19 protein-coding genes are annotated in these 21,009 nt (G+C 50.5%); 16 read left to right on the top strand and 3 right to left on the bottom strand.

What is annotated here, in order from left to right; genetic code table 11:
- Positions 1 to 54: 54 nt before the first annotated feature.
- Positions 55 to 1,491: an O-antigen ligase domain-containing protein gene (locus R6H26_RS25160; RefSeq protein ID WP_404786487.1), complete on the bottom strand. Its 1,437-nt coding sequence runs from the start codon at positions 1,489 to 1,491 to the stop codon at positions 55 to 57.
- 126 nt (positions 1,492 to 1,617) lie between these two features.
- The gene (locus R6H26_RS25155; protein WP_404786486.1) at positions 1,618 to 2,343 is read right to left on the bottom strand and encodes a J domain-containing protein; all 726 of its coding nucleotides are present in this window, start codon (positions 2,341 to 2,343) and stop codon (positions 1,618 to 1,620) included.
- Between the two features lie 62 nt (positions 2,344 to 2,405).
- On the opposite strand from R6H26_RS25155, the gene R6H26_RS25150 reads away from it, so the two are divergent.
- The 11 genes from R6H26_RS25150 to R6H26_RS25100 all read left to right on the top strand — a co-directional run bounded on the left by R6H26_RS25150 (position 2,406) and on the right by R6H26_RS25100 (position 10,456).
- Positions 2,406 to 2,573, top strand: coding sequence for a hypothetical protein (locus tag R6H26_RS25150; protein ID WP_404786484.1), 168 nt, complete (start codon positions 2,406 to 2,408; stop codon positions 2,571 to 2,573).
- Positions 2,574 to 2,732: 159 nt separating this feature from the next.
- A complete protein-coding gene (locus R6H26_RS25145; RefSeq protein WP_404786482.1) occupies positions 2,733 to 3,950 on the top strand; it encodes a DUF4336 domain-containing protein in 1,218 nt (405 codons plus the stop codon).
- Between the two features lie 135 nt (positions 3,951 to 4,085).
- Positions 4,086 to 5,096, top strand: coding sequence for a DMT family transporter (locus R6H26_RS25140; protein ID WP_404786481.1), 1,011 nt, complete (start codon positions 4,086 to 4,088; stop codon positions 5,094 to 5,096).
- A 102-nt stretch (positions 5,097 to 5,198) separates the two neighbouring features.
- On the top strand, positions 5,199 to 5,582 hold the full coding sequence (locus R6H26_RS25135; RefSeq protein WP_404786480.1) for a hypothetical protein: 384 nt from the start codon (positions 5,199 to 5,201) through the stop codon (positions 5,580 to 5,582).
- Between the two features lie 192 nt (positions 5,583 to 5,774).
- Positions 5,775 to 6,029, top strand: coding sequence for a DUF433 domain-containing protein (locus tag R6H26_RS25130; protein WP_404786478.1), 255 nt, complete (start codon positions 5,775 to 5,777; stop codon positions 6,027 to 6,029).
- Positions 6,010 to 6,312, top strand: coding sequence for a DUF5615 family PIN-like protein (locus tag R6H26_RS25125; RefSeq protein ID WP_404786476.1), 303 nt, complete (start codon positions 6,010 to 6,012; stop codon positions 6,310 to 6,312). The genes R6H26_RS25130 and R6H26_RS25125 overlap by 20 nt, the downstream gene beginning before the upstream one ends.
- Before the next feature lie 103 nt (positions 6,313 to 6,415).
- Entirely contained in the window at positions 6,416 to 7,588 is a 1,173-nt protein-coding gene (locus tag R6H26_RS25120; RefSeq protein WP_404786474.1) for an RNA-guided endonuclease InsQ/TnpB family protein, read from the top strand.
- Between the two features lie 370 nt (positions 7,589 to 7,958).
- Positions 7,959 to 8,423 carry a Spy/CpxP family protein refolding chaperone gene (locus R6H26_RS25115; protein WP_404786472.1) on the top strand — a complete coding sequence of 155 codons (465 nt, stop codon included), beginning with the start codon at positions 7,959 to 7,961 and terminating at the stop codon, positions 8,421 to 8,423.
- Positions 8,424 to 8,464: 41 nt separating this feature from the next.
- Positions 8,465 to 8,803, top strand: coding sequence for an ABC transporter ATP-binding protein (locus R6H26_RS25110; RefSeq protein ID WP_404786470.1), 339 nt, complete (start codon positions 8,465 to 8,467; stop codon positions 8,801 to 8,803).
- Positions 8,804 to 9,334: 531 nt separating this feature from the next.
- Positions 9,335 to 9,799, top strand: a complete 465-nt coding sequence (locus R6H26_RS25105) for a universal stress protein (protein ID WP_404786468.1) — start codon at positions 9,335 to 9,337, stop codon at positions 9,797 to 9,799.
- A 369-nt stretch (positions 9,800 to 10,168) separates the two neighbouring features.
- Positions 10,169 to 10,456, top strand: coding sequence for a hypothetical protein (locus tag R6H26_RS25100; RefSeq protein WP_404786467.1), 288 nt, complete (start codon positions 10,169 to 10,171; stop codon positions 10,454 to 10,456).
- A 131-nt stretch (positions 10,457 to 10,587) separates the two neighbouring features.
- Here R6H26_RS25100 and R6H26_RS25095 read toward each other — a convergent pair whose 3' ends face one another.
- Entirely contained in the window at positions 10,588 to 12,066 is a 1,479-nt protein-coding gene (locus R6H26_RS25095; protein ID WP_404786466.1) for an NAD(P)/FAD-dependent oxidoreductase, read from the bottom strand.
- A gap of 257 nt (positions 12,067 to 12,323) precedes the next feature.
- Between R6H26_RS25095 and R6H26_RS25090 the strand changes: the two genes are divergently transcribed.
- From R6H26_RS25090 to R6H26_RS25070, 5 genes are all read left to right on the top strand, one after another.
- Positions 12,324 to 14,048 carry an LIC_10190 family membrane protein gene (locus R6H26_RS25090; protein WP_404786464.1) on the top strand — a complete coding sequence of 575 codons (1,725 nt, stop codon included), beginning with the start codon at positions 12,324 to 12,326 and terminating at the stop codon, positions 14,046 to 14,048.
- 562 nt (positions 14,049 to 14,610) lie between these two features.
- The gene (locus tag R6H26_RS25085) at positions 14,611 to 16,053 is read left to right on the top strand and encodes an FAD-dependent oxidoreductase (protein ID WP_404786463.1); all 1,443 of its coding nucleotides are present in this window, start codon (positions 14,611 to 14,613) and stop codon (positions 16,051 to 16,053) included.
- A complete protein-coding gene (locus tag R6H26_RS25080; protein WP_404786461.1) occupies positions 16,050 to 17,099 on the top strand; it encodes a glycosyltransferase family 2 protein in 1,050 nt (349 codons plus the stop codon). The genes R6H26_RS25085 and R6H26_RS25080 overlap by 4 nt, the downstream gene beginning before the upstream one ends.
- Before the next feature lie 71 nt (positions 17,100 to 17,170).
- Positions 17,171 to 18,298 (top strand): glycosyltransferase family 2 protein, encoded by a 1,128-nt coding sequence (locus tag R6H26_RS25075; RefSeq protein WP_404786460.1) that lies wholly within the window; start codon positions 17,171 to 17,173, stop codon positions 18,296 to 18,298.
- A gap of 17 nt (positions 18,299 to 18,315) precedes the next feature.
- Positions 18,316 to 21,000 carry a glycosyltransferase gene (locus R6H26_RS25070; RefSeq protein ID WP_404786458.1) on the top strand — a complete coding sequence of 895 codons (2,685 nt, stop codon included), beginning with the start codon at positions 18,316 to 18,318 and terminating at the stop codon, positions 20,998 to 21,000.
- Positions 21,001 to 21,009: the final 9 nt, after the last annotated feature.

Here is a 21,009-nt window from a genome sequence, read left to right as displayed (position 1 = left end):
CCGCTCGTCCGCGACACGTTACAGGTTGAGCGCAAAGTAGATCGCCCTTGGCACTCAGTAAAACGGGAAGGTGTCTGGAGGTGTCTCCTGCCTCTGCGGCAGCGGTCGAGCGGTCGGACGAGCAGTCGGACGGGTCACCAGCCCCGCAATGCCACCTGCTATCAAAGTATAGATGGGATTTATCATTCCATTGACCAAACAATCCATTACGTAGAGCACCAAGCCGATCGATAAAACGGCTGCGGGGAGAACCTGAGGGTGCAGCCACATACTGGCAGGATAGCGCAATAGCACAAACCCCAAGACCGGCAGCAACAGCGCTCCCATCCAGCTAAACAGCCCCACGTAGCCGTAATTGCCAAAGTTGATAATCCAGAGACTATCCGTTACCGAAATATCCTTGCCAAAATCGTCGTAAATCCGAGCGCGGCCCCATCCCCCCCACCCAAAAATGGGCTGCTGGCGGGCCTTTGCCGCGAGCTCCGCTTCGTTGGCCAGTCGAAAGACGAGCGAAGACGCGCGGTCTGCATTCGTGACGCGGGTTGCCACTGCCGACAGTTGGGTAATGGTCTGGGGCGTCATTCCCCCCGTGGTGTTGAAAATAAGGTACCCGCACATTGCCGCTACCACCAGCAGCAACGGCAAAGAAGTCTGCCACCAGCGCATGCCTAAAACGAGCGCGATGCCCAATAGGAACAAAAAATAAGCACCCGTCGCCTTGACCAGCACGAACGTTGCCAGCAGTCCCAAAAAAATTGCCAGAGACATGCCCCACGGATTGTCGCGCCCAAAGGCGACCTTGGCGGGAGTACCCCAGGCAAACTGCTGCAAAAATGGCTGGAGGGATCCGGTCCGCCAAAACCAAAAGGCAATGAGGGTGGCGGTCATCATCCAGGTGCCCACCATGAGACCGTGCTGCATGAATATGATGGGTCTAAAGCCACCGTAGCGAATGGCTTGGTCGAAGGCTTGCGGGTAAAAGCCGTAGAGCCATTGATGCAGTTGAGGGCTGAGGCGGATTTCCAGCAAACACAGGGGGACGTAGATCAACCCGCCCCATACGATGGCGATCGCGAGCTGTTGCAATCCGTTTAAGGTTCCCAGATAGAGCCGGCCCAAAAAGTAAGGGAACCCCCAAGTAACGGTCTGGGATAGGATTGCCGAAATGGCGTCGTAGAACCCCAGGCCGTTCGCAAGGGAGGAAAACCCCGGACAAAGGCACCACAGGATCGTGGGGATGTCGACCCAATGGGGGCGAAACCGCTTGAAGCGATCGATGTCGAAGATAAACGTCGCCAGCAGGATGCCGTAGCAGGTTGCCGACATTTTGGTGTAGTTAGGAATGCCAGCCAGCTCGATTTCTGCCATGGGCAGAAACAGCCAAGCAATCAAAAAGCTGAGGATGAGCGCGCGCTGAATGGGAAGTTTGCTGAATAAAAATAGCACCGCTGGAATCCACCCCAGCATGACGAAATACCCAAATCCATTCATCGAAGACCCTCAAAAGACAAGAGCGGCGATCGCGGTAATAATCGCGTTAACAAAAGCAACGTGCTGTTTCTCAATCCTCGTTCAGGTCCAGCCCAACGTCCAGCGCTGCCGACTGCTAACGACCGCTTACAGGATGGATTGCAAATCTTTAAGGGCAGTCCGTGCTTCGCGACGAAGGCCGGTGGACTTGCGAAACATTTCTTTCCCCGACGCTAAGTAGCTGTCTTCGTAGCTTTGAGCGAACCAGTTGAATTCAGTAAGCCCGTCCTCAAGGTGATTGAGGCAGTAGTAAAGATGGGCCGCCACGCCCGCCACGCTGGCGGGATTGGGCATGGAGCGAAAGACCGCTTGGGCCTTGCTCACGACGGCTTGACAGTCTTCCAAGTACAGCAAGAAGCCATCCATCAGCTCGTCGTCGTAGGGATCGGCGGACAGCGCTACAATTTCCGGCTTCAACCGCTTCATTATTTTGGTCAGCTCTCGGTCGATTGGGGTATACACCCTTTGGATCCACTCTTGGAGATGCGCGTCGACCGCACGACGGGTTTGGCGGTCTTGACGATAGCGGTCTTGCGTTTCTTTGGCGCGCTGATTGCGGTTGACGGCTGACTCCGCTGTCGCTACCCCAACCGATCTGCCGTAAAAGCAGCGATCGTCGTAAGCTTGACGGCGGCGGGAATCTTTGAGCAGTTCGTAAGCGGCATTGACCCGAGTAATATTGTCATGATGCGCTAACGCATGCTGGCTGTCGGGGTGGAACTGTTTGACCAGCCGCCGATAGGCCTCCTTGATTTGGGCGGGCGTTGCCTTTGGCCCAACCTCTAGTGTTTTGTAGGGGTCAAACTCGATCATTTCGCCATTGTACCTAAATTTCTAGCGGTGGTTTTGGCACCGACTCAACCCGATTTTAGTGGGTGCAAGCCAACCGGACAGCTATATTTAACTTGCGCGGGCGCAGTTTTTTAGGGCGAGCGCTTGCGCTGTGGGATCGACCCGATGCAAAACGATTCATCGGGATCGAGATCGCTGCTGTCCTCCACGGGCTGTACGATACCTTTGCTGGGGTCCAATCGGTTTTGTGATGTTGGCCTTCACAATTTTGCTATTTGTCGTTGACTTGCAACGCAGCCAGCAGACGATCTCGGATATGCAGCAAGCCGAGCAGCAGTACTAAACCTCTCAACCCTAGGAGGCGCAGTCAAGCTGTATCATTCAGGGTATCCAGGAGCAGCGAGCACGCCATGACAGCACAGGATCCAAGTCATCGAGCCTCCGATCCCAAGGATTGGACTTGGCGATTGTGGCCTGTCGTGCCCCTGTATCCCTACGGTCGGCGGCGCACGCTTCGGAAGGAAGTGGTTAAGGGTACCATCTGGACGTTCGACCAAATCCAAGGCATCTTGTACGTCGTGACGCCCATTCGCATGACGGTGGTGAAGCTAGTCGCAGGAGGGCTGCTAGTGTACGCTCCCATCGCGCCGACGCCGGAATGTTTGCGGCTGATGCAAGAGCTGGTTGCAGCGCATGGCGCGGTGCGGTACATCATTTTGCCAACGGTCTCTGGAATCGAGCACAAGGTATTTGTCGGCCCCTTTGCGCGGCGGTTTCCGCAAGCTCAAGTGTTCGTCGCGCCCAGCCAATGGAGTTTTCCGCTGAATTTGCCCTTAAGTTGGCTGGGCTTGCCCATCGGGCGAACTCGACTGTTGGCGGCGGACCGCAGCCGCGTTCCGTTTGCGGATGAGTTTGACTGTGCCATTCTCGGCCCCATTGCTTTAGGGCTGGGGCCTTTTGAGGAGGTGGCATTGTGCCATCGCGCGTCTGGGACCTTGCTGTTGGCGGATACGATCGTGTCCGTCCCAGAGACGCCGCCGGAAATCGTGCAGCTCGATCCCTACCCGCTGCTGTTTCACGCCAAGGACGATGCTTTCGATATCGCTGCAGACAATCTTGCCAATCGGATTAAGGGCTGGCAGCGGATTTCGCTGTTTGGGTTTTACTTCCGACCCAGCGCCCTAGATATTGTTGCGCTAGTGCAGGCAGCGAGGGACGCGCGACGGGCAGGCGATCGTTCCCGCAAGGCCTACTTTGGCTTCTATCCGTTCAGGTGGAAACCGGACTGGCATCGTTCCTTTGAAGCACTCCGAGGAAACGGACGTCCCTTTGTCGCGCCGATTTTACAAGCGCTGATTCTCAATCGCGCCCCTCAAGAAACCCTCGACTGGGCTTATCAAGTGGCAAGCTGGAATTTTCAGCGTATTATTCCTTGCCATTTTGACGCCCCCCTTGCCGTGGGACCCCAGCAGTTTTTAAATGCTTTTACGTTTCTCAAGAAACAGCCTTTGGAAGTCGGTGCTGGCCATAGCGGCCTGTTGCCGGACGCAGATTTTGGGCTGCTCAAAGCGCTAGAGCAAGGGTTGATCGAACGGGGCATTACGCCTCCCCCGAAGGAGCGGGTTTAGGTTTACAGTGAGTATGGGGATCGCTCAGCTCTTTGCGGGAAATTATTAGGCGCTTTTTGACCTTAATCTTTCTTCGGGCTGAATAAAACGACGGAAAGCTATATCTAATCAGAATTGTTCGCGTTTTTTGTATTGATGAATCAGCCTGAGCTACCTTTGCTGCCTAAACCCAGAGCCGATCTGCTATCCATTCTCAAGCTTTGTTGTGCCATTCTTGCAATTTCCAGCGCGCCCATTTTTATTCGCTTTAGCGAGACGGGGTTAGGTCCCAACGGAACGGTTTTTAACCGCCTGTTCATTTTTGCGCTCGTATTTGGGTCGATCCAGTCTGCCCGTTTGGGGCTGTCTTCCAGCCCGCCGGAGTCCAGCCCGCCGGAACCCATGACGGGACAATTTTGGGCTTTGCTTCTGGGCGTGGGAGTCATGTCTGTCTTTTCCTTGGGGCTGTGGGCGACGTCCTTGGAGTACATCAGCGTTGCGAAATCGATGTTGCTCAACAACCTCACGCCCATTTTTACGACGTTGGGTAGCTGGCTGTTGTTTGGGAAGCGGTTCGATACCAAGTTCTTGGTGGGTATGACGATCGCCCTCTCTGGAGCAATCGTCTTGGGGGCTGAGGATTTGAACGGCGCTGACAACAATCTGTTAGGGGATGGCTGCGCGCTTCTGTCAGCGGTCTTTTTAGCGGCCTACCTCATGATGGTGGAAAAACTCCGCAATCGATTTTCAGCCACGACCATTTTGTTGAGTCGGGCGATCGTTGGGAGTATGGTGCTGTTGCCAGTGACTTGGCTGAGCGAAGGTCAAGTGTTTCCCGCAACTGCTTCTGTCTGGGCTGCGGTCGTTGCCTTGGGAATTATTTGCGAAGGCTTCGGCCAGCGGCTTTTGGCAGATAGCATGAGTCATTTTTCCTGTAGCTTTATTGCCCTCGTTTTGCTGATGGAGCCGATTCTGAGCGCGATTTTGGCTTGGACGATCTTTGCAGAACAATTGGGCCCCGTCACCTGGGTCAGCTTTGCCGTGGTGCTGACCGGAATTTATATCGCGACGTCCAGCCCTGCGATCGATAAAGCGGCCAGCCCGATCGCAGGGCCTGTAAACGAGTCCGTCAATCGAACTGACGTTGCGTTTCAACTCGATAAGTGATTGTATTGAAAACGATACATTTTGTAGCAAGCGATACAAAATATTTTTGTATAATTCTAAGTGAAGGTCGGCAATGCCTTCCGTTGAATTTGGTCAAAGCTTATGGCTCACGCACTTCAAATCGGCGAATCTCAAGTCTCTGCCGCTCATCGGCACAGCATGATGCATTCCCTGGCTCACCGCTTAGAAGCTGCCAGAACGGCTAGGAACGCTCAGCTTATCGAACTGTTGGAGAGGGAAAAACGGCAGCTTGCTGGCGAGGCAGGCAATCGAGGGTTTTTGGAATCGATAGAAGCTTGGCTGAAGTCGATCGCCGAGGGGCTAAACCAGGCCTTCTTTGGCGGCACGACGCTCCAAGTTAGCGAATTCACCTCCGGCAGCGATCGCTGGTGGTATGCCTTCGACCCTCAAACTGGCGAGCAGGTCTATGCAGATTCTGAGATAGAACTGCGCTTGTGGATTAAAGAGAATTACCGGGGCAAATAGCTCGCCTTGTTCGGCAAAGATTTTTGAAATCGCCAGCAGTACGCTGGGGTAGTATTTTTCTGCGGTTAGTTAGCGCTCGGTCACCCATCCTCTAAGCCCCTTATTTGCAAAAAGTTTTCAAGCTCACCTTCCAGATCGAGCAAGAGATACAATAAGGGAAGTCCCCAAACGGGTGAGATAGAGGATGAGGCTATGGACATCCAGAAAATTCTGTGCGATCGCCATATTATCCATTCTGACCCAGAGATTATGAGTGGAATGCCTGTTTTTATAGGGACGCGAGTGCCGTTAAAAACTTTTTTTGATTATTTAGAGGGTGATGCGGGATTGGCTGAGTTTCTGGAAGATTTCCCTCATTTACAGGCGCAGGTCTTACAAGTATTGGAAGTGCTTGCCAAGGGGATGCTAGATCTGGAGCGGAAAGCTCATGCTCATCCTGTTGGATGAAAATCTACTGAGCAGAAAACTGAAAAAATCGCTTGTTGATGCGGGCCATACTGTCAAAAATGTGGAAGATATGGGCTGGCGCTGCGTTAAAGATCGAGAGCTTTTAGCTTTAGCTTCAGCCTATCCCTTTGATGCTTTCATCACGGCAGACAAAAATCTACCCTATCAGCAAAATCTGCGCGATCTGGCATTGCGGATCGTGATATTTGATGTCATCTTCAATCTCCGAGAGACCCCCGATCGCAGCGCGTTGGCGAAGCCGCCCCACAGGGGGCTAGCCTAGCGGGGGATGGATACTTCGGCAGGCTCAGTAACAAGGAGCGCGACTGCCAAGGAGCAATAGCGCAATATTGTGGCTTCACAAGCAAAATGTTAGGCTGTGAAGCATGACACAGAAAGCTTTCAAGTACCGCTTCTATCCAACGCCCGAGCAAGAAACTTTGCTCAGACGCACCATAGGCTGTACTCGGTTGGTCTATAACCGTGCCCTGTCCGAAAGGACTCAGGCCTGGTACGAGCGTCAAGAACGAGTCGGGTACGTTGAAACGTCTGCAATGCTGACCGCTTGGAAAAAAGAAGAAGACCTTCAATTTCTCAATGAGGTGAGCTGTGTCCCCCTTCAGCAGGGACTCAGGCACCTTCAAAGTGCGTTCACCAACTTCTTTGCAGGTCGGGCTAAATATCCCAATTTTAAGAAGAAGAGAAATGGTGGAAGTGCTGAATTTACTAGGTCGGCATTCAAGTTCAGAGACGGTCAAGTTTACTTGGCAAAGTCTACCGAACCATTGGCGATTCGCTGGAGTCGATTGCTTCCCCAGGGTTGTGAGCCATCCACCATTACGGTGAAGCTCTCGCCCAGTGGAAGATGGTCTGTTTCTTTGTTGGTGGATACCCTGATTGAACCATTGCCTCAAGTCAAAACCGTGATTGGGATTGACTTGGGGATTACGAGTTTGGTGGCGCTGAGTACAGGGGAGAAGGTTACAAACCCCAAAAGCTTTCAGGCAAAGCGCCTTAGACTGCGCCGCGTTCAAAAAGCGTTGAGTCGCAAGCAGAAAGGGTCTAACAACCGCTATAAGGCCAGTCTCAAAGTGGCCAGAGTGCATCAAGAAATGGGGGATGCACGCCAAGATTTTCTTCACAAGTTGACGACTCGATTGGTGCGTGAAAACCAAACCATCGCCGTTGAGGATTTGGCTGTGAAGAATATGGTGAAGAATCGGAAACTGTCCCAGAGCATCAGCGATGCAAGCTGGGGCGAGCTGGTCAGACAGCTTGAATATAAGTGCGACTGGTATGGTCGTGACTTCGTCAAGATTGACCGATGGTTTCCGAGTTCTAAGCGATGTGGGCATTGCGGTCACATTGTGGAGACGTTGGCGCTGAAGATTCGAGCGTGGGATTGTCCTCGATGTGGGACTGTGCATGACCGAGATGTGAATGCGGCGAGGAATGTTTTGGCGGCAGGGCTTGCCGTGTCAGTCTGCGGAGCGGGTGTAAGACCTGAGGAGAGTAAATCTCGGAAGGCAACTGCGATGAAACAGAAACCTAAGTCGTGAGTCTTAGGAATCCCCCACCACAGCGCTAGCTTGGTGGCGGGAGGATGTCAAAAGTACGCGTCCAGATTATTTGCTGCCCTTGGCGATTCAGGTTAGTAGCCTGCTAAATTCTTTACCTACAGGCTCTGTTATATATATATTGACGATAAAGGCGAAATAAAGCCATTTAATTGCGCTCGAGATATGTGAGTATTCTCTGAAATCAGAGCTGATCATGCTGCCGCACGCAATTAGAACTTTGGTACTAACCTCAGTTAGGATGTTCGATCCATTTCAATCAAGGCATCCAGCTTTTAGGATGTAAACGAGAGAAACCGCAATCCTTGCCAATTTCTCCTTTCAGCCGTTCCTATAAGAATCCAAAGTTGCTATGAACTCGAAACATCATCGCGCCTCCAGTTTTAAAACCCTCCCGCTCCTGCTCGGCCTGATCTCGCTGACGCTTTCAGCAACCGCACTTTCCCCTAGCTTCGCGCAATCTTCAGACCCTTCCGTCCGTCCCGAAAAATCGCGATCGCACAAAGGCGGCTGGGAAGCGCTCAATCTGACCGCAGATCAAAAAGCTCAAATGAAGCGCATTCGGGATGCGAGTAAAGCGCAAAGGGATGCCGTCTTGACGCAAGCGCAGAGAGATACGCTTAAGGCAGCTAAGGCTAATCGCGAAAATCGCCGTCAAGCTTATGCCGCTCTTAACCTGACTGCCGAACAAAGGGCCAAACTTCAAGAGATCGCTCGCTCGTCGAAGCAACAAATCCAGGCTATTCTGACGCCAGAGCAACGTCAGGCGTGGGAGCAGTATCGCTCGACGCAACGCAAAAGTCGCCAGCCGATGTAGCTTACGGGTAGAACAGAAGGCGATCGCCTCGTGACGGAGCAATGTATGCGGGCATCCCAACGTTAAAGCGCCGCACCCGAGCAGAAGAGGTCTTGACGCAGGTGGGTTTGGTAGAGCGGCGCTTTAACCGACCCAACCAGCTCTCCGGCGGTCAGCAACAACGGGTCGCGATCGCCCGTGCCCTTGTCAATCGTCCGGCCCTAGTTTTGGCAGACGAACCGACCGGAGCTTTAGATACCCAAACCTCGGAGGAGGTCATGGGTCTGCTGGGAGAACTGAATTGCCAGGGCATTACCATTGTCATCGTCACCCACGAACCGGATATCGCAGCCAAGACTCAGCGCATCGTTCACGTTAAAGACGGGTTAGTCGTGAGTTAAAGATTGCACCTCTTTTCATTTCTTTTTATCTGTGGCCTCAAATTTCCGACAGCGACGGCACTCTCGATAGCCAACCTCATTTCGATTGCTGGTCGTGTATTTCCATTTGTGAATCCCCAGTGTGCATAGGATTTTTCCTATAGCCCTTTTGAGAAATTTCATTCTTACCCCCACTGTTTCAGTGTCGATATAACCGCAGACAAACCTCTTTCCCTCCGAGGCGAGATTGATTTTGCCCTAGCGAGCGAGCGAACGATCGTAATAAAACGCCGCACCGGAATGCTCGGAGATGAGGAAAAGTCCAATGCGTTAGATCATTTCTTAGTTTATCGGCGAAGGGATCGTCCTGGGGGAAGGGATCGTCCTAGGCGATCGCCCTTCAAGTCCGAAATTCCCCGGACTCACAAAATCTTTATCTTTCTGACCTATTTTTGTAAGTAGGCCAAGGACTCGGTTGTCGAGAATAAAATAAAATCGCCTTTGCCCCTCGTACTGAGGTAAATAGACCTTCACCACGCGCTTGAGGTTGATATGTATACAAAGATATTAGCGGCGTTCGATAATTCTCCGAGGGGCGATCGGGTCTTTGAGGCAGCGCTGAGTTTGGCAAAGGCCAATCAGGCGTCTTTGATGTTGCTCCACGTATTATCTCGCGATTCGGACGACAGCCCGGTTCGATTTTCGTCGAAGCTAAACAGCCGCGACGAAGATATTTATCGAGTTTACAGACGAGAATGGGAAGATTTTGTTCAAAAAATGGACGAACGTCTGACCGCTCTAATGCAAATCGCTGCGACTGAAACTGTGATGGCTGAGTTCAAGCAACTAGAAGGTTCGCCAGGTAAAACGATCTGCGACTTTGCGCGCAATTGGGGCGCGGATCTCATTGTGATCGGACGCAGAGGGTATTCTTCTGAAAGCGAAATGTTTATCGGTAGCGTCAGTAGTTACATCATTCATCGTTGTAACTGTTCGGTTCACATCGTTCAGCAATAGCAGCCTGTTTACCTCGGATCGAGCTTAAAATATCTTAACAATTCCGGCAAATGGGATGGGAGGGCAGAACCATCCTCGTAAAACTGTCTGAACCACCCCAGCTTTGCATGAATTGCACGGTACTCGGTAACTACCGAAGGATTAGGGCTATGCTGTAATCACGGCGCGGTAGGTTCGGCTTTAAATAAGGTATTCATGACGATATCGAGAGCCTGACCGACATCTCACGGATTCGAGTTTTAACGATAACCTAGACGAAACCCCAGACCGAACCCCATGAGACGGCACAACCGACTACTTCTCAAGCGCCAGCAGCTCCTTGCGTAACCCGCGAGATTCTTACCGACCCCTAAGGGTTTAGAGGTCCCAATGAAACAGAAGCCGAGAAAATTGACCATCGCAGAGCGCATCGAGCACCATCAGATGACGAGAGTGTTGCGATACTGGCTGCAAAAGGCTGCCGAAGAAGACGATCCGGTTGCGGAGTTGCACAACTCTTTGCAAGAACTCGAAGACAGTCGCTACTTTGCAGACTTTGATTGGGAAATCATTGAAATCGCCTTGAAAGACGTTCTGCACAACCAGCGCACGCTTCAGGCAGCGGCTTCAGAAACTGCGCTGGAAATAACGGGTCTCTCAATCGCGCAACGCATGTAAGGAGAAAGCGATCGCCGCTGGATTTGCTCGTGTCGCCCATCGATCGATTTTTGGGTGTCTTTATGCAATTTTTGTGATTCTTGCCACCGCAGGAATTTAAGGTATCTTCTGCCTCATTTGCGAGCTGTTTGTCAATCTACACCAGTTGGGCAATTGTCTTTTTCCTTTGCGATCGTAAATTCTTCGTGATAGGAACGTTCTACATTAACCTGCCACAAATTATGTTTTTCTCCTTGAATATTCTGGACGGCTAACATGGCCGTTAACATGGAGTGATCTTGGTTGTTGTAACGATGCATCCCGTTACGACCTACTGTTTGTAAGTTTTCAAAGGTTTCCAGATACTCTTGAATGACTTGCAAATGTTGGCGATATTCCCCATCGTAGATGGGGTATGCCTTGCGTTGGCGGATCACGCACCCATCTTCCACGTCGCCTGTTTTGATGCCCAGTCTGAGGGCGATCGCTTCTTGCGTGGCTAACGCAATGAGAGCGGTATCGGACATTTCCCAGAGCGCATCTTTTTCACTGCAGAAGTATTCCATGCCCAAAGAGGTTTTGCGCGTATCGGGAACCATGGCTGCACTCCAATTCTTAAAGTTCTGAATTCTCCCCACTTTGAACTCTGGGCTGTGGATGTAGAGCCAGTTGTCAGGAAATAGATTTTCTTTATTGACAATCAATGACACGATCAGAAAATCTCGATACTTTAGCCCCCGAGTTGCTTCTAGTACGCGGGCGGGTGGCGGAGGGTCGAGCCGGTTCAGCAGCAGCGTGACGGGCATTGAAGAAATGAAGTGCGCGCCCCCAATTTGCATTGTTTGCTCGCCATCTCGTACCGCGATACTTTTGACGACCTGACCCTCTCGTTGGACTCGAACCACATCCGCGTTCAATTGGATGGGCGTGTCATGGCTGTCTAGAATTGCCTGACAGCGTTCCCACATCATCCCAGGGCCTAAAATTGGGTAGTTAAACTCTTTGATCAGGCTTTTGGACTTGTGGCTGCCAAACAAGGCATGAAGTACGGCTCTTTTGAGGGACATCCCCTGAATGCGTTGAGCGGCCCAATCCGCGCGAATCTCGCTACAGGGAATGCCCCATACCTTCTCGGTATACGTCTTAAAGAAGGTGCGATACAGGCGCACGCCGAAGCGATCGCTGACCCAGTCTTCGAATGTTTCTAATGTTTTTTCTGTCGAAACCCCAAAGATTTTAAAGCTTACTTTCGATTTGATTTTTGCTCTCAAGTAGCTTGACAAAAACAAAAAGCTTCTGATAGGACCGAGATTGGCTACAGTATTAAAGAGCGAAAGCGGATAGTTATAAAACTTGCCTTGAAAGTAGATCCGCGATAGACGCGGAACTTTGATAAATTCATCTCCTAAAATTTCTTGCCAAACCCGCTCTACTTCTTCTACCTTTGTGAAAAATCGATGCCCACCAATATCGAAACGATATCCTTTATAAGTTTCTGTTCGAGATATGCCCCCAACTTTATCGGCTTTTTCTAAAACGATAAAATTAATGTTTTGCTTCCTTAAGCGATAGGCCGCAGTTAATCCAGCCGGCCCAGCACCTATAATTACAACGGGGTAGTGTTTAGTCATTAGTTCTATAAAGCCTGAGATTTTATTATGAACGAACTTGAGGGTTCAAATTTCAGGAAAATTGGCTTTATTTAGTTTATATTCCCCTGAGGGCCTGTAGCTATCTGTTCGATGTGGAGATTGCAGAAGCTGATACTAGAGCGATGGGGGCGATTGCGCTCAAGCCTACCCCATTCAGATTTTGACAACTGAGTTATTCAAGCTGGAGGATAGGGAAGGATTTCGCAGAATCCATCTTGCTTGTGTCGGGAGTCCTGATGCTTTACTTCATAACGGTCTGGATCTTTCTGAGCATTACTTGCTCGATCGTCGGCACGGCAGTGCTTCAGGGATTACAGGCAAACTGCTTTGTCAGAGCGGGCGATCGCATCATTGTTGCGATCTGGCTGGGGCTTGTCATTCTAGCTATTGCTTTGTTAACCGTTTCGTTTGGGTTACCTCTCTCTCCCTGGGTGGGAGCGATGGTCGCTGCCAGTCTCTGCGGCTTATCGCTGCGCTCAAAACGAACTCGCGCTGAAATAGCACGTTTGCGCTTGCAGTTCGCTATTTTTGAGAGACTCGGTTTACTGGCGCTCGCTGCTACGATCGCAGCGAGCGTTTGTCGGCAGGTGACTTGGTTCGATACCGCGACTTACCACTACGGTGCGATTCAATGGTTATCCAAATACGGCGCAGTCCCAGGTTTAGCCTTACTCAACCCGCAATTTGGGTTCGTCTCAGCTTGGTTTGCCCTGGCTGCCCCCTTGAATGCCCCCGTCTTTCAGGGTCGGGTTTGTGCTGCGATCAATGGCTTTGTCCTGTTTATAGCTGTGCTTCACTTTTGCATTAGCCTTTTCCATCTCGCGGCACGCAAGGCTCAACAAAGCGATTGGCTTGTCTTGATTTTTTCGCTCCTAACCATTCCGGCCCTGCTGCTGCTTCCAGATCTGTCCTGGATTCTAATTTCTCCGAGTCCCGATATTCCCATTATCTTTTTAATCGAAGCAATTGCTTGGTCGATTTTAATTATTGCCAAACCGTCTACTGAAAATCCATCCACAATCCAAACAGCGGATTTAATGCCATTGATTTTATCGACTGGAGCTGTGAGCATCAAGCTAACTGCCTTACCCCTCCTATTCATATCAGTACTTTTTTACTGTGGGGGGCGGGGTGTCACCTGGCAACGATTGCTCGCAGGCACTGGGGTTGCTATAGGCTTGCTATTGCCCATCCTAGCCCTTGGATTACTTACAACGGGATGTCCGGCTTATCCGTCTTCTTTTTTCTGTCTCGATCTACCGTGGTCGCAGACTCTCCAAGACACTACAACCATGGCCGGAATAACACGAGTATGGGGAACCTGGTTAGGCTCAGCGCCCGCGGGCATCCACCCACTGCTTTGGGTTGTGTGGCAGTGGGTGAGTATCAAGCGCTCAGGTAAGGTCATTCTTGTGGCTACCCTTTTTTCGGGTTTTGCGATTTTTTATGTCCTTCGTGCAGCTAAGGCTAACCCAAATAAGGGATTGCTTTGGGTAATGACTTTAGCGCTTGTGGGATCGGGCTTCATCCTTACTCAAGCACCCATTATGAGAATGGGCATGGGTTACGTGGTACTGCTACCCGTTTTGGCGATCGCGACTTTCTGCCAAACAAAATTTCAGGTTATGGCTCGTGCCAACACTTTGCGAGGGGACGATCTGGGTTTCACGAACCTGAACCATTTGAAAAAGTGGCCGATCTTGTTTGGGTTGGCGGGATCGATCGCGATGGGGCTGTCCAATCAGAGCATTCAGACAGTCTTATTGTGGCCGCCGCTCCCTCACCGTCCAGACCTGCTGCAAAGGCAAGTGAATGACGTGACCTACTTTTCGCCCGCCAAACCGCCTTGGGCTTGTTGGGCTGCACCACTACCCTGTGCTGTCAAACCCGCGATCGATATCAAACTTCGCGATCCGAGTCGGGGGCTTGGCGCTGGGTTTGTACGGTTTGTTCCCAGATGACCGCCGTTGAGCGAGCGAGCATTTGAGCTTGCAGGCAAAGAATTTTTTGCTGCAAACAAAAAAAAGATTAAAAAAGTAGCTTAATCCAGGATCGGTGAGCTAAGTTAAATTGATTGAAACAAAAATGGCCTAAAGATCTCGATCTTTAGGCACGTAGCTTAAAGCGTCTCCAAAACCACGACTGAACCAGGTATATATGTATAAACGCTAACCGAAAGTACGAGTGATTTCTTGACGCAGTAAATGGGGATCTTTGTTAGAAGAAGGGAATCACATCGGGCATTCCACCGGTGAAGGGCTTATATGTATTGTATGTGTTGATCTATAAACTTTCTTTGAATAAAATTATTTTTATCTAAGCCTCTGTCTCATTGAGAGTTAAGAATAGTTAAGTGTCTAAATCCTTTAAGAACCTCGGGAAAGATAGCGTTGTAAATCGTTCGATCGACGACGATCTGGAAATCGTCAAATCGGCTTTTATATTTTTGCTTGAGTATCTTTCTCAAAATACTCGAACGATGCTGAATTAAATCAATATGCGTAACAACTTGCAAATAAAACTATGGAATCGCTAGCCCCATCGCCTTTGTCTCTCAATCTAAAAAAAGATCGGCATTTTGTAATTTTAGGGGGAGGGGTTGCGGGGTTGGCTACGGCGCAAGCCCTGCTCAAGCGCGGATGTCGGGTCACCCTGGTTGAAAAAGGTGCAGAAGTGGGGGGGCTCGCCCGCACATTTACCCATGAAGGGTTTCGATTCGATATTGGCGGGCACCGATTTCATAGTAATAATCCCTCCGTGGTGCAGTGGATTAAAGATCTCCTCAAGACAGATTTGCGAGTCGTTCCGCGCGTCAGCCACATTCATCTCGGCGGTCAGTTTGTGGATTATCCGATTCGTTTGCCAAATGCTTTATTCTTCTTCTCGCCGTGGCGGGCATTTTATATGGTTGCCAGCTATATCAAAGCCAGACTTGTCTCCGAAAAAGGCCGACGCGAAATTTCGTTTGAGGATTGGGTGATCAAACGCTATGGCAAGGCCCTCTATTCAGTTTTCTTCAAGCCCTATACCGAGAAAGTATGGGGAATTCCCTGCGATCAACTGGCAGCAAGTTGGGCATTTCAGCGGATTAAAGTGCTGAGTTTCTGGCGCATTCTCAAAGGGTTTGTCGTCCCCCAAAAGGAGGTGAGCGAAACAGCGATTTCTCAATTTTATTATCCTCGTGCCGGATTTGGCATGATTCCAGAGGCATTGCAGCAAGAAATCCTAGACATGGGTGGTGTTATTTACACCAGTACAGCCCTTACCCATTGCATCCCTCAAGATCTGGGATTTCAGGTGGTGGTAGAGCGCCAGGATGGCACCCGAGAAACCCTTCTTGCAGACCGGGTTATTTCGACCATTCCCCTCGACTGTCTCTTAAAGGCCATCCCAAGCGAGCTGGGAAGCCCAGAGATTTTAGAAAAATGCAGCTTGGAATATCGAGACATCATCTGTCTGTTTCTGGCGCTCCAGAAAAAACAGGTGAGTCAAGATAGCTGGACGTATTTTCCAATGAAGCAATTGCTGTTTGGCCGCACTCACGAACCTAAAAATTGGTCGGAGGAAATGGTTCCCTCCCAGGATTTTACCTCTCTGGTGGTTGAGATTTTCTCGAGCCGAGGCGAGTTCACCTGGGATCTCTCCGATAGCGATCTGCTGGCTAAGGTGGTCGAGCAGATGAATGAGATTGGCTGGATCGATAAGAACGAGGTCTATAAAAGCTGGGTCTTACGGGTTCCTTATGCCTACCCAGTTTACCGGATCGGCTATCAAGAGAAATTGCAGGTGGTAAAAGATTATCTCGCTCAGTGGCCGACCTTACATCTAGTAGGCAGAACTGGAGCGTTCCACTACATGAATAGCGACGGTGTGATTGAGGATGTTTTCCGTCTCGTTAAGGAATTGTTCCCAGAGGAGAGTCCAGAGGTGAAACCGCTTGTAAGTACGACAGGTCGTTGGCTGTGAGCGAGCTGAGTCTGTCCGCGAGCGGCGAGGAGAACGTCAGCCCAGCCCCTTTGCTCTCGATTATTGTGCCTGTTTATAACGGCGGAGAGGCATGGTTGGCTTGTCTGAAGGCGATCGCCCAGTTCAAAGACCCTAGCTGGGAATGGATTGTGGTGGATGATGGCTCGACGGATAGATCCGCGATCGTCGCGGCCAATGCTGGGGCTACCATCTTCAGCACGGAGGGAAGACGAGGCCCTGGCGTTGCGCGCAATCTGGGCGCGCAGTTTGCGACAGGGGAGTACCTTTGCTTCCTGGATGCCGATTGTGAAATTCATCCGCAGACGTTGGCGCAACTGGTCGGCGTTTTAGAGCAACATCCAGAGACGGATGCGGTTTTTGGCTCCTACGACGATGCGCCCAAAGCCCCTAATTTTGTGGCTCAGTATAAAAATCTCTTGCATCACTACACGCACCAAACGGGCTGTGAAGTTGCTTCTACATTTTGGGCGGGGTGTGGGGCGGTCAAGCGTTCGACCTTTTTAGCGTTGAGGGGCTTTGATGAAGTTCGTTACCCGCGCCCCAGTATTGAAGATATCGAGTTGGGCTATCGCCTGCGTCAGGCAGGCGGTTCCATTTATTTAGCAAAGCAGGTGCAAGTGAAGCATCACAAAGCCTGGTCCTTTAAAGGTTTGCTCCAAACAGATGTTTGCGATCGCGCGATTCCCTGGACTCGCTTGCTGCTCAGCTACCCCTCTGGGTTAGTCGATGATCTCAACCTGCAACTGAGCAGCCGATTGAGTGCGATCTCAGTTTATCTATTGTTGCTTTTTTTGCTGGCAAGCTTCTATCGCTTTGAGGCGATTGCAGGCGCGTTGCTCGTGGCCGCGTTGCTCTTATATCTAAATCGGTCGGTTTACCGCTTCTTTTTGCAAAAACGGGGAGCGATCTTTGCCATTAAGGCAGTCGGAATGCACTGGCTGTATTACCTCTACAGCGGCTTCGCCTTGTTCATCGGCACCAGCTTGTATTGGGGGGAGCGTCTCAAGCAAAAGATAGCTCAATGACAACGCTTCCTTAAAAAATATTGACAACCGATTTTTAATCCTGGATTTTAATTAACCCAAACATAGAACTCATGGACGTTCAGCCTCAACCGCCAACAGATCCTCTCGTTTCCGTCATCATTCCTGCCTACAATGCCGAAGTTTTTATTGCTAGAACGTTACAGTCTGTCTTAGCTCAAACCTACCGCCATCTTGAAGTATTAGTCGTAGATGATGGCTCGACGGATCGGACTGCGGCCATTGTCGAGTCGATCGCCCGACAGGATCGGCGCGCGATCTTGCTACAGCAGGAGAATGCAGGGGTCGCCGCCGCGCGCAATCTGGCGCTTGCGCGCGCAAAGGGGGCGTTGATCGCACCCATTGATGCCGACGATCTCTGGTTTCCCGAAAATCTAGAAAAGCAGGTGAACTGCTTGATGCGAGCCTCTGAATCGGTGGGGTTAATCTATTCCTGGTCCGTCGATATCGACGAGGCGGATTTACCCAGTGGCGGGTTTCACGCGGCTCAAATTGAGGGAGCTGTTTATGCGACTTTGATCTGCCATAATTTTATCGGGAATGCCAGTGCGACCCTAATGCGGCGAACCTGTATAGAGTCTGTGGGCGGGTATCGGTGTGAATTCAAACAGCAGAATGCTCAAGGTTGTGAAGATTGGGATCTTTATCTCCGAATTGCGGAACGTTATCAATTTGGTGTGGTGCCAGAATTTTTAGTCGGTTACCGCAAAATTTCGGATAGTATGTCTCGCGACTATGGCACCATGGCGCGATCGCAGCAATTAATGCTGCAGACCATCCGACAGAACCACCCAGAAATTCCGGGGTTTCTCTATTGCTTATCCCGCAGTAGTTTTTACTTATATTTGGCGCATCAGAGCGATACCTCTGGAAATGCCCGCGTCACCCTATTTTGGCTGCGGCAAGCAGTTAAAGTCGATCCCGTTACCCCGCTAGGGCGGTTGGGATTCTATCTTCTGCTCGTCAAGAGTTTTGCCAAACTTGCAGCGGAATCATGGCAATTCTCCAGCAAGGAGGCCAAGCCAGCGCCCATTCTGTCTCACCCCATTCATGGGTTTCGTTCTCCTACTCCCGCTTGCAGTTCTACAATCCTCCTGCCCGCACTGCAAATCAATGTTCTGCAAATCCTATTCAAGGTCTGGTTTGGGGCGTTTCTGCATCAGTTGTTGTCGAAAATTTAAGCTCTAGGATTTTATCGATGCTATATCCCATTAAAGTTGTTGATATTGAACTCAGTCAACCCGTTCCCACCTTTGATGGGTTAGAGAAGTATATGGGTTTGCAGGGGCTAGTTCGCCTGCATGGTGTGCCCCTAGGATATGTCAAAGCGCCCGTTTCGTTAGGACGCTGTACTGCTGCAACGCTCAGCAAGCTGATTTTGGAGCAGCATAGTTGGGCCATTATTTCTCAATTGCTGAAGAATGGTTTGGCGTCGCCACAGCGATCGGGGGATCTCAAGTTAGAAGATTTAATCAATTTGCCTCCGGTGGAATATGTGGGGGAATGGCCATTGGTGACGGTGGCGGTTTGTACGCGCGATCGCCCAGATGATATGAGACTCTGCCTCGAGGCCATCAGCAAGTTGGACTACCCGCACCTCGATATTCTGGTCGTGGACAACGCTCCCACCAGCGATTCCACCGAGAAAGTCGTACAACATTACACTAATGCTCGTTATGTCTGCGAACCCCGACCTGGATTAGATTGGGCGCGTAACCGAGCTATTTTAGAAGCACGGGGTGAAGTTATTGCCTATACGGATGATGATGTGATTGTGGACTCAGGTTGGGTAAAAGCTTTGGCTCGAGTTTTTGCTCAAAACCCTGATGTTATGGCAGTAACAGGCTTAGTAGTGCCGTATGAATTAGAGATGGAGCCCCAGGTTTTATTTGAGATGTACGGCGGCTTTGGAAGAGGCTTTCAGCGCAAGTGGCGTCGGGTGGACAAAGGGAGCAAAATGCCCTGGGGGTTGCTGGGTACCGGACAATTTGGGGCGGGTGCCAATATGGCTTATCGCCGATGTGTGTTTGACGACATTGGCTATTTTGACCCAGCGATGGATGTGGGCACCGTGACGAATGGTGGCGGCGACCTAGAGATGTATTTCCGCGTCTTAAAAGAGGGTCACACCTTGGTTTATGAGCCAAATGCCATCGTTCGCCATCGCCATCGCCAAGACTATGCCAAACTGCGAACTCAAATTGCCAATAACGGGATTGGCTTATATTCCTACTTCACTTGTGGAATTCATCGTTATCCCGATGAACAGTTTAACTTTCTTTTTCTGAGCGTTTACTGGTTGGCATGGTGGCATATTCGCCGCTTGCTGATTTCTTTTGTCCATCCATTGCGATTTCCACGAGATCTGATTTTGGCAGAGCTTCGGGGTTTCTTCCAGAACTTTGGTCGTTATCGAACTGCCCGACGCAGAGCCAAGGAGATTGAAGCCAGCTTCAGTGCCTCACCCCAGCCATCAACTCTTCGAGAAATTCAGAACTGGCAGGTCAATGTGCCACCTCGACAACCGAGAGTGGCTGTGCTGACTGTTGAGTTGAGCCAGCCACTCCCCGATATGACTGATGCAGCCTGTTACTCCGAGGTGCGGCTGTTTGCGACCTGGCATCAATCCCCAATGGGCAGCGTACATATTCATAACACGTACCAACCTATCAGTCAGGATCGCCTGATTGAGGCGATCGCTAACAGTTTAGGACTAGAAATTCTCCAGGCTCGATTTAATTTGAGTAAAGACTTATGCTGGACGCTTATTTCCAATCTGCTCGCTCAAAAACTGAGTGGCGAACCTCGCCAATCTTTGCCAGAACAGTTGCCAACTGAAGTGTCAATTTCCATTGTAATTAGCACTTGCGATCGCCCCCAGAGCTTGCATCGCTGCCTGACTCATCTAGTGGCTCAAACAGCCCACCGCTCCCCTCAGATCTTAGTCGTAGATAACAATCCAAAATCCGGGCTAACCGCTCCCATCGTTAAACAATTCCCCAATGTGTTTTTACTGCATGAACCGCGACGAGGCATATCTTATGCTCGAAATCGTGGCATTCTTGCCAGCACGGGAGAAATTATCATCACCCTGGATGATGATATTACGGTTTCAGAGACCTGGCTGGAAAACTTGCTGGCCCCCTTTGCGCGCCATGAAGTGATGGCAGTAACAGGGAATATTCTGCCATTGGAGTTAGAAACTCCTGCACAACGATGGTTTGAGTTGTATGGCACGCTGGGTCGAGGGTTCGAGCGCTTTGAAGCCAATGGCGATCGATTCGAGGCATGTCTCTATCGCTCCGTTCCAACTTGGGATTTTGGCTCTTGCACCAACGCCGCCTTTCGCACCCTTCTTTTTAATCAACCTCAAATCGGTTTGATGGAAGAGCATTTGGGTCGCGGAACACCTGCAGGGAGTGGAGATGACCTGTACCTGTTTTATAAAATCCTAAAAGCTGGGTATACGATAGTTTATCAACCGACGGCTTGTGTATGGCATCAACACAGCCGGGATATGTCTACTTTGCGTCGCCAAATCTTCAACGATGGCAAAGGACACGTTGCCTATCAACTGAGCACTTTAATTCAAGATGGGGATCTGCGTGTACTAGCACGATTACTCGTAGGCTTACCCTTACAGCACTTTTATCGGATCTATTTCCACTTACGGGGCTGGAAGTATCATCCCCTTTGGATGACCTTGCTGGAGATTGCAGGTAATTTGGTCGGTTCCCTCTATTTCTCATACTCCCATTGTCGTGTTCTTCTCATCGGCCGTAGCAAATCTTTGGTACTACCATCGCAGGACATTCTAAGTACTACTCCGGTTCTTTCCGAAGAAGCCGTGAATCAAAACGCAAAGATTCAAGTTTCAAGGTGACTACAAAGT

Origin of the sequence: Altericista sp. CCNU0014, assembly GCF_044923475.1 — a bacterium.
GTDB lineage: Bacteria > Cyanobacteriota > Cyanobacteriia > Thermosynechococcales > Thermosynechococcaceae > JAAURS01.
The sequence above is the reverse complement of the archived record's forward strand: the minus strand, read 5'-3'. Positions and strand labels throughout refer to the sequence as shown.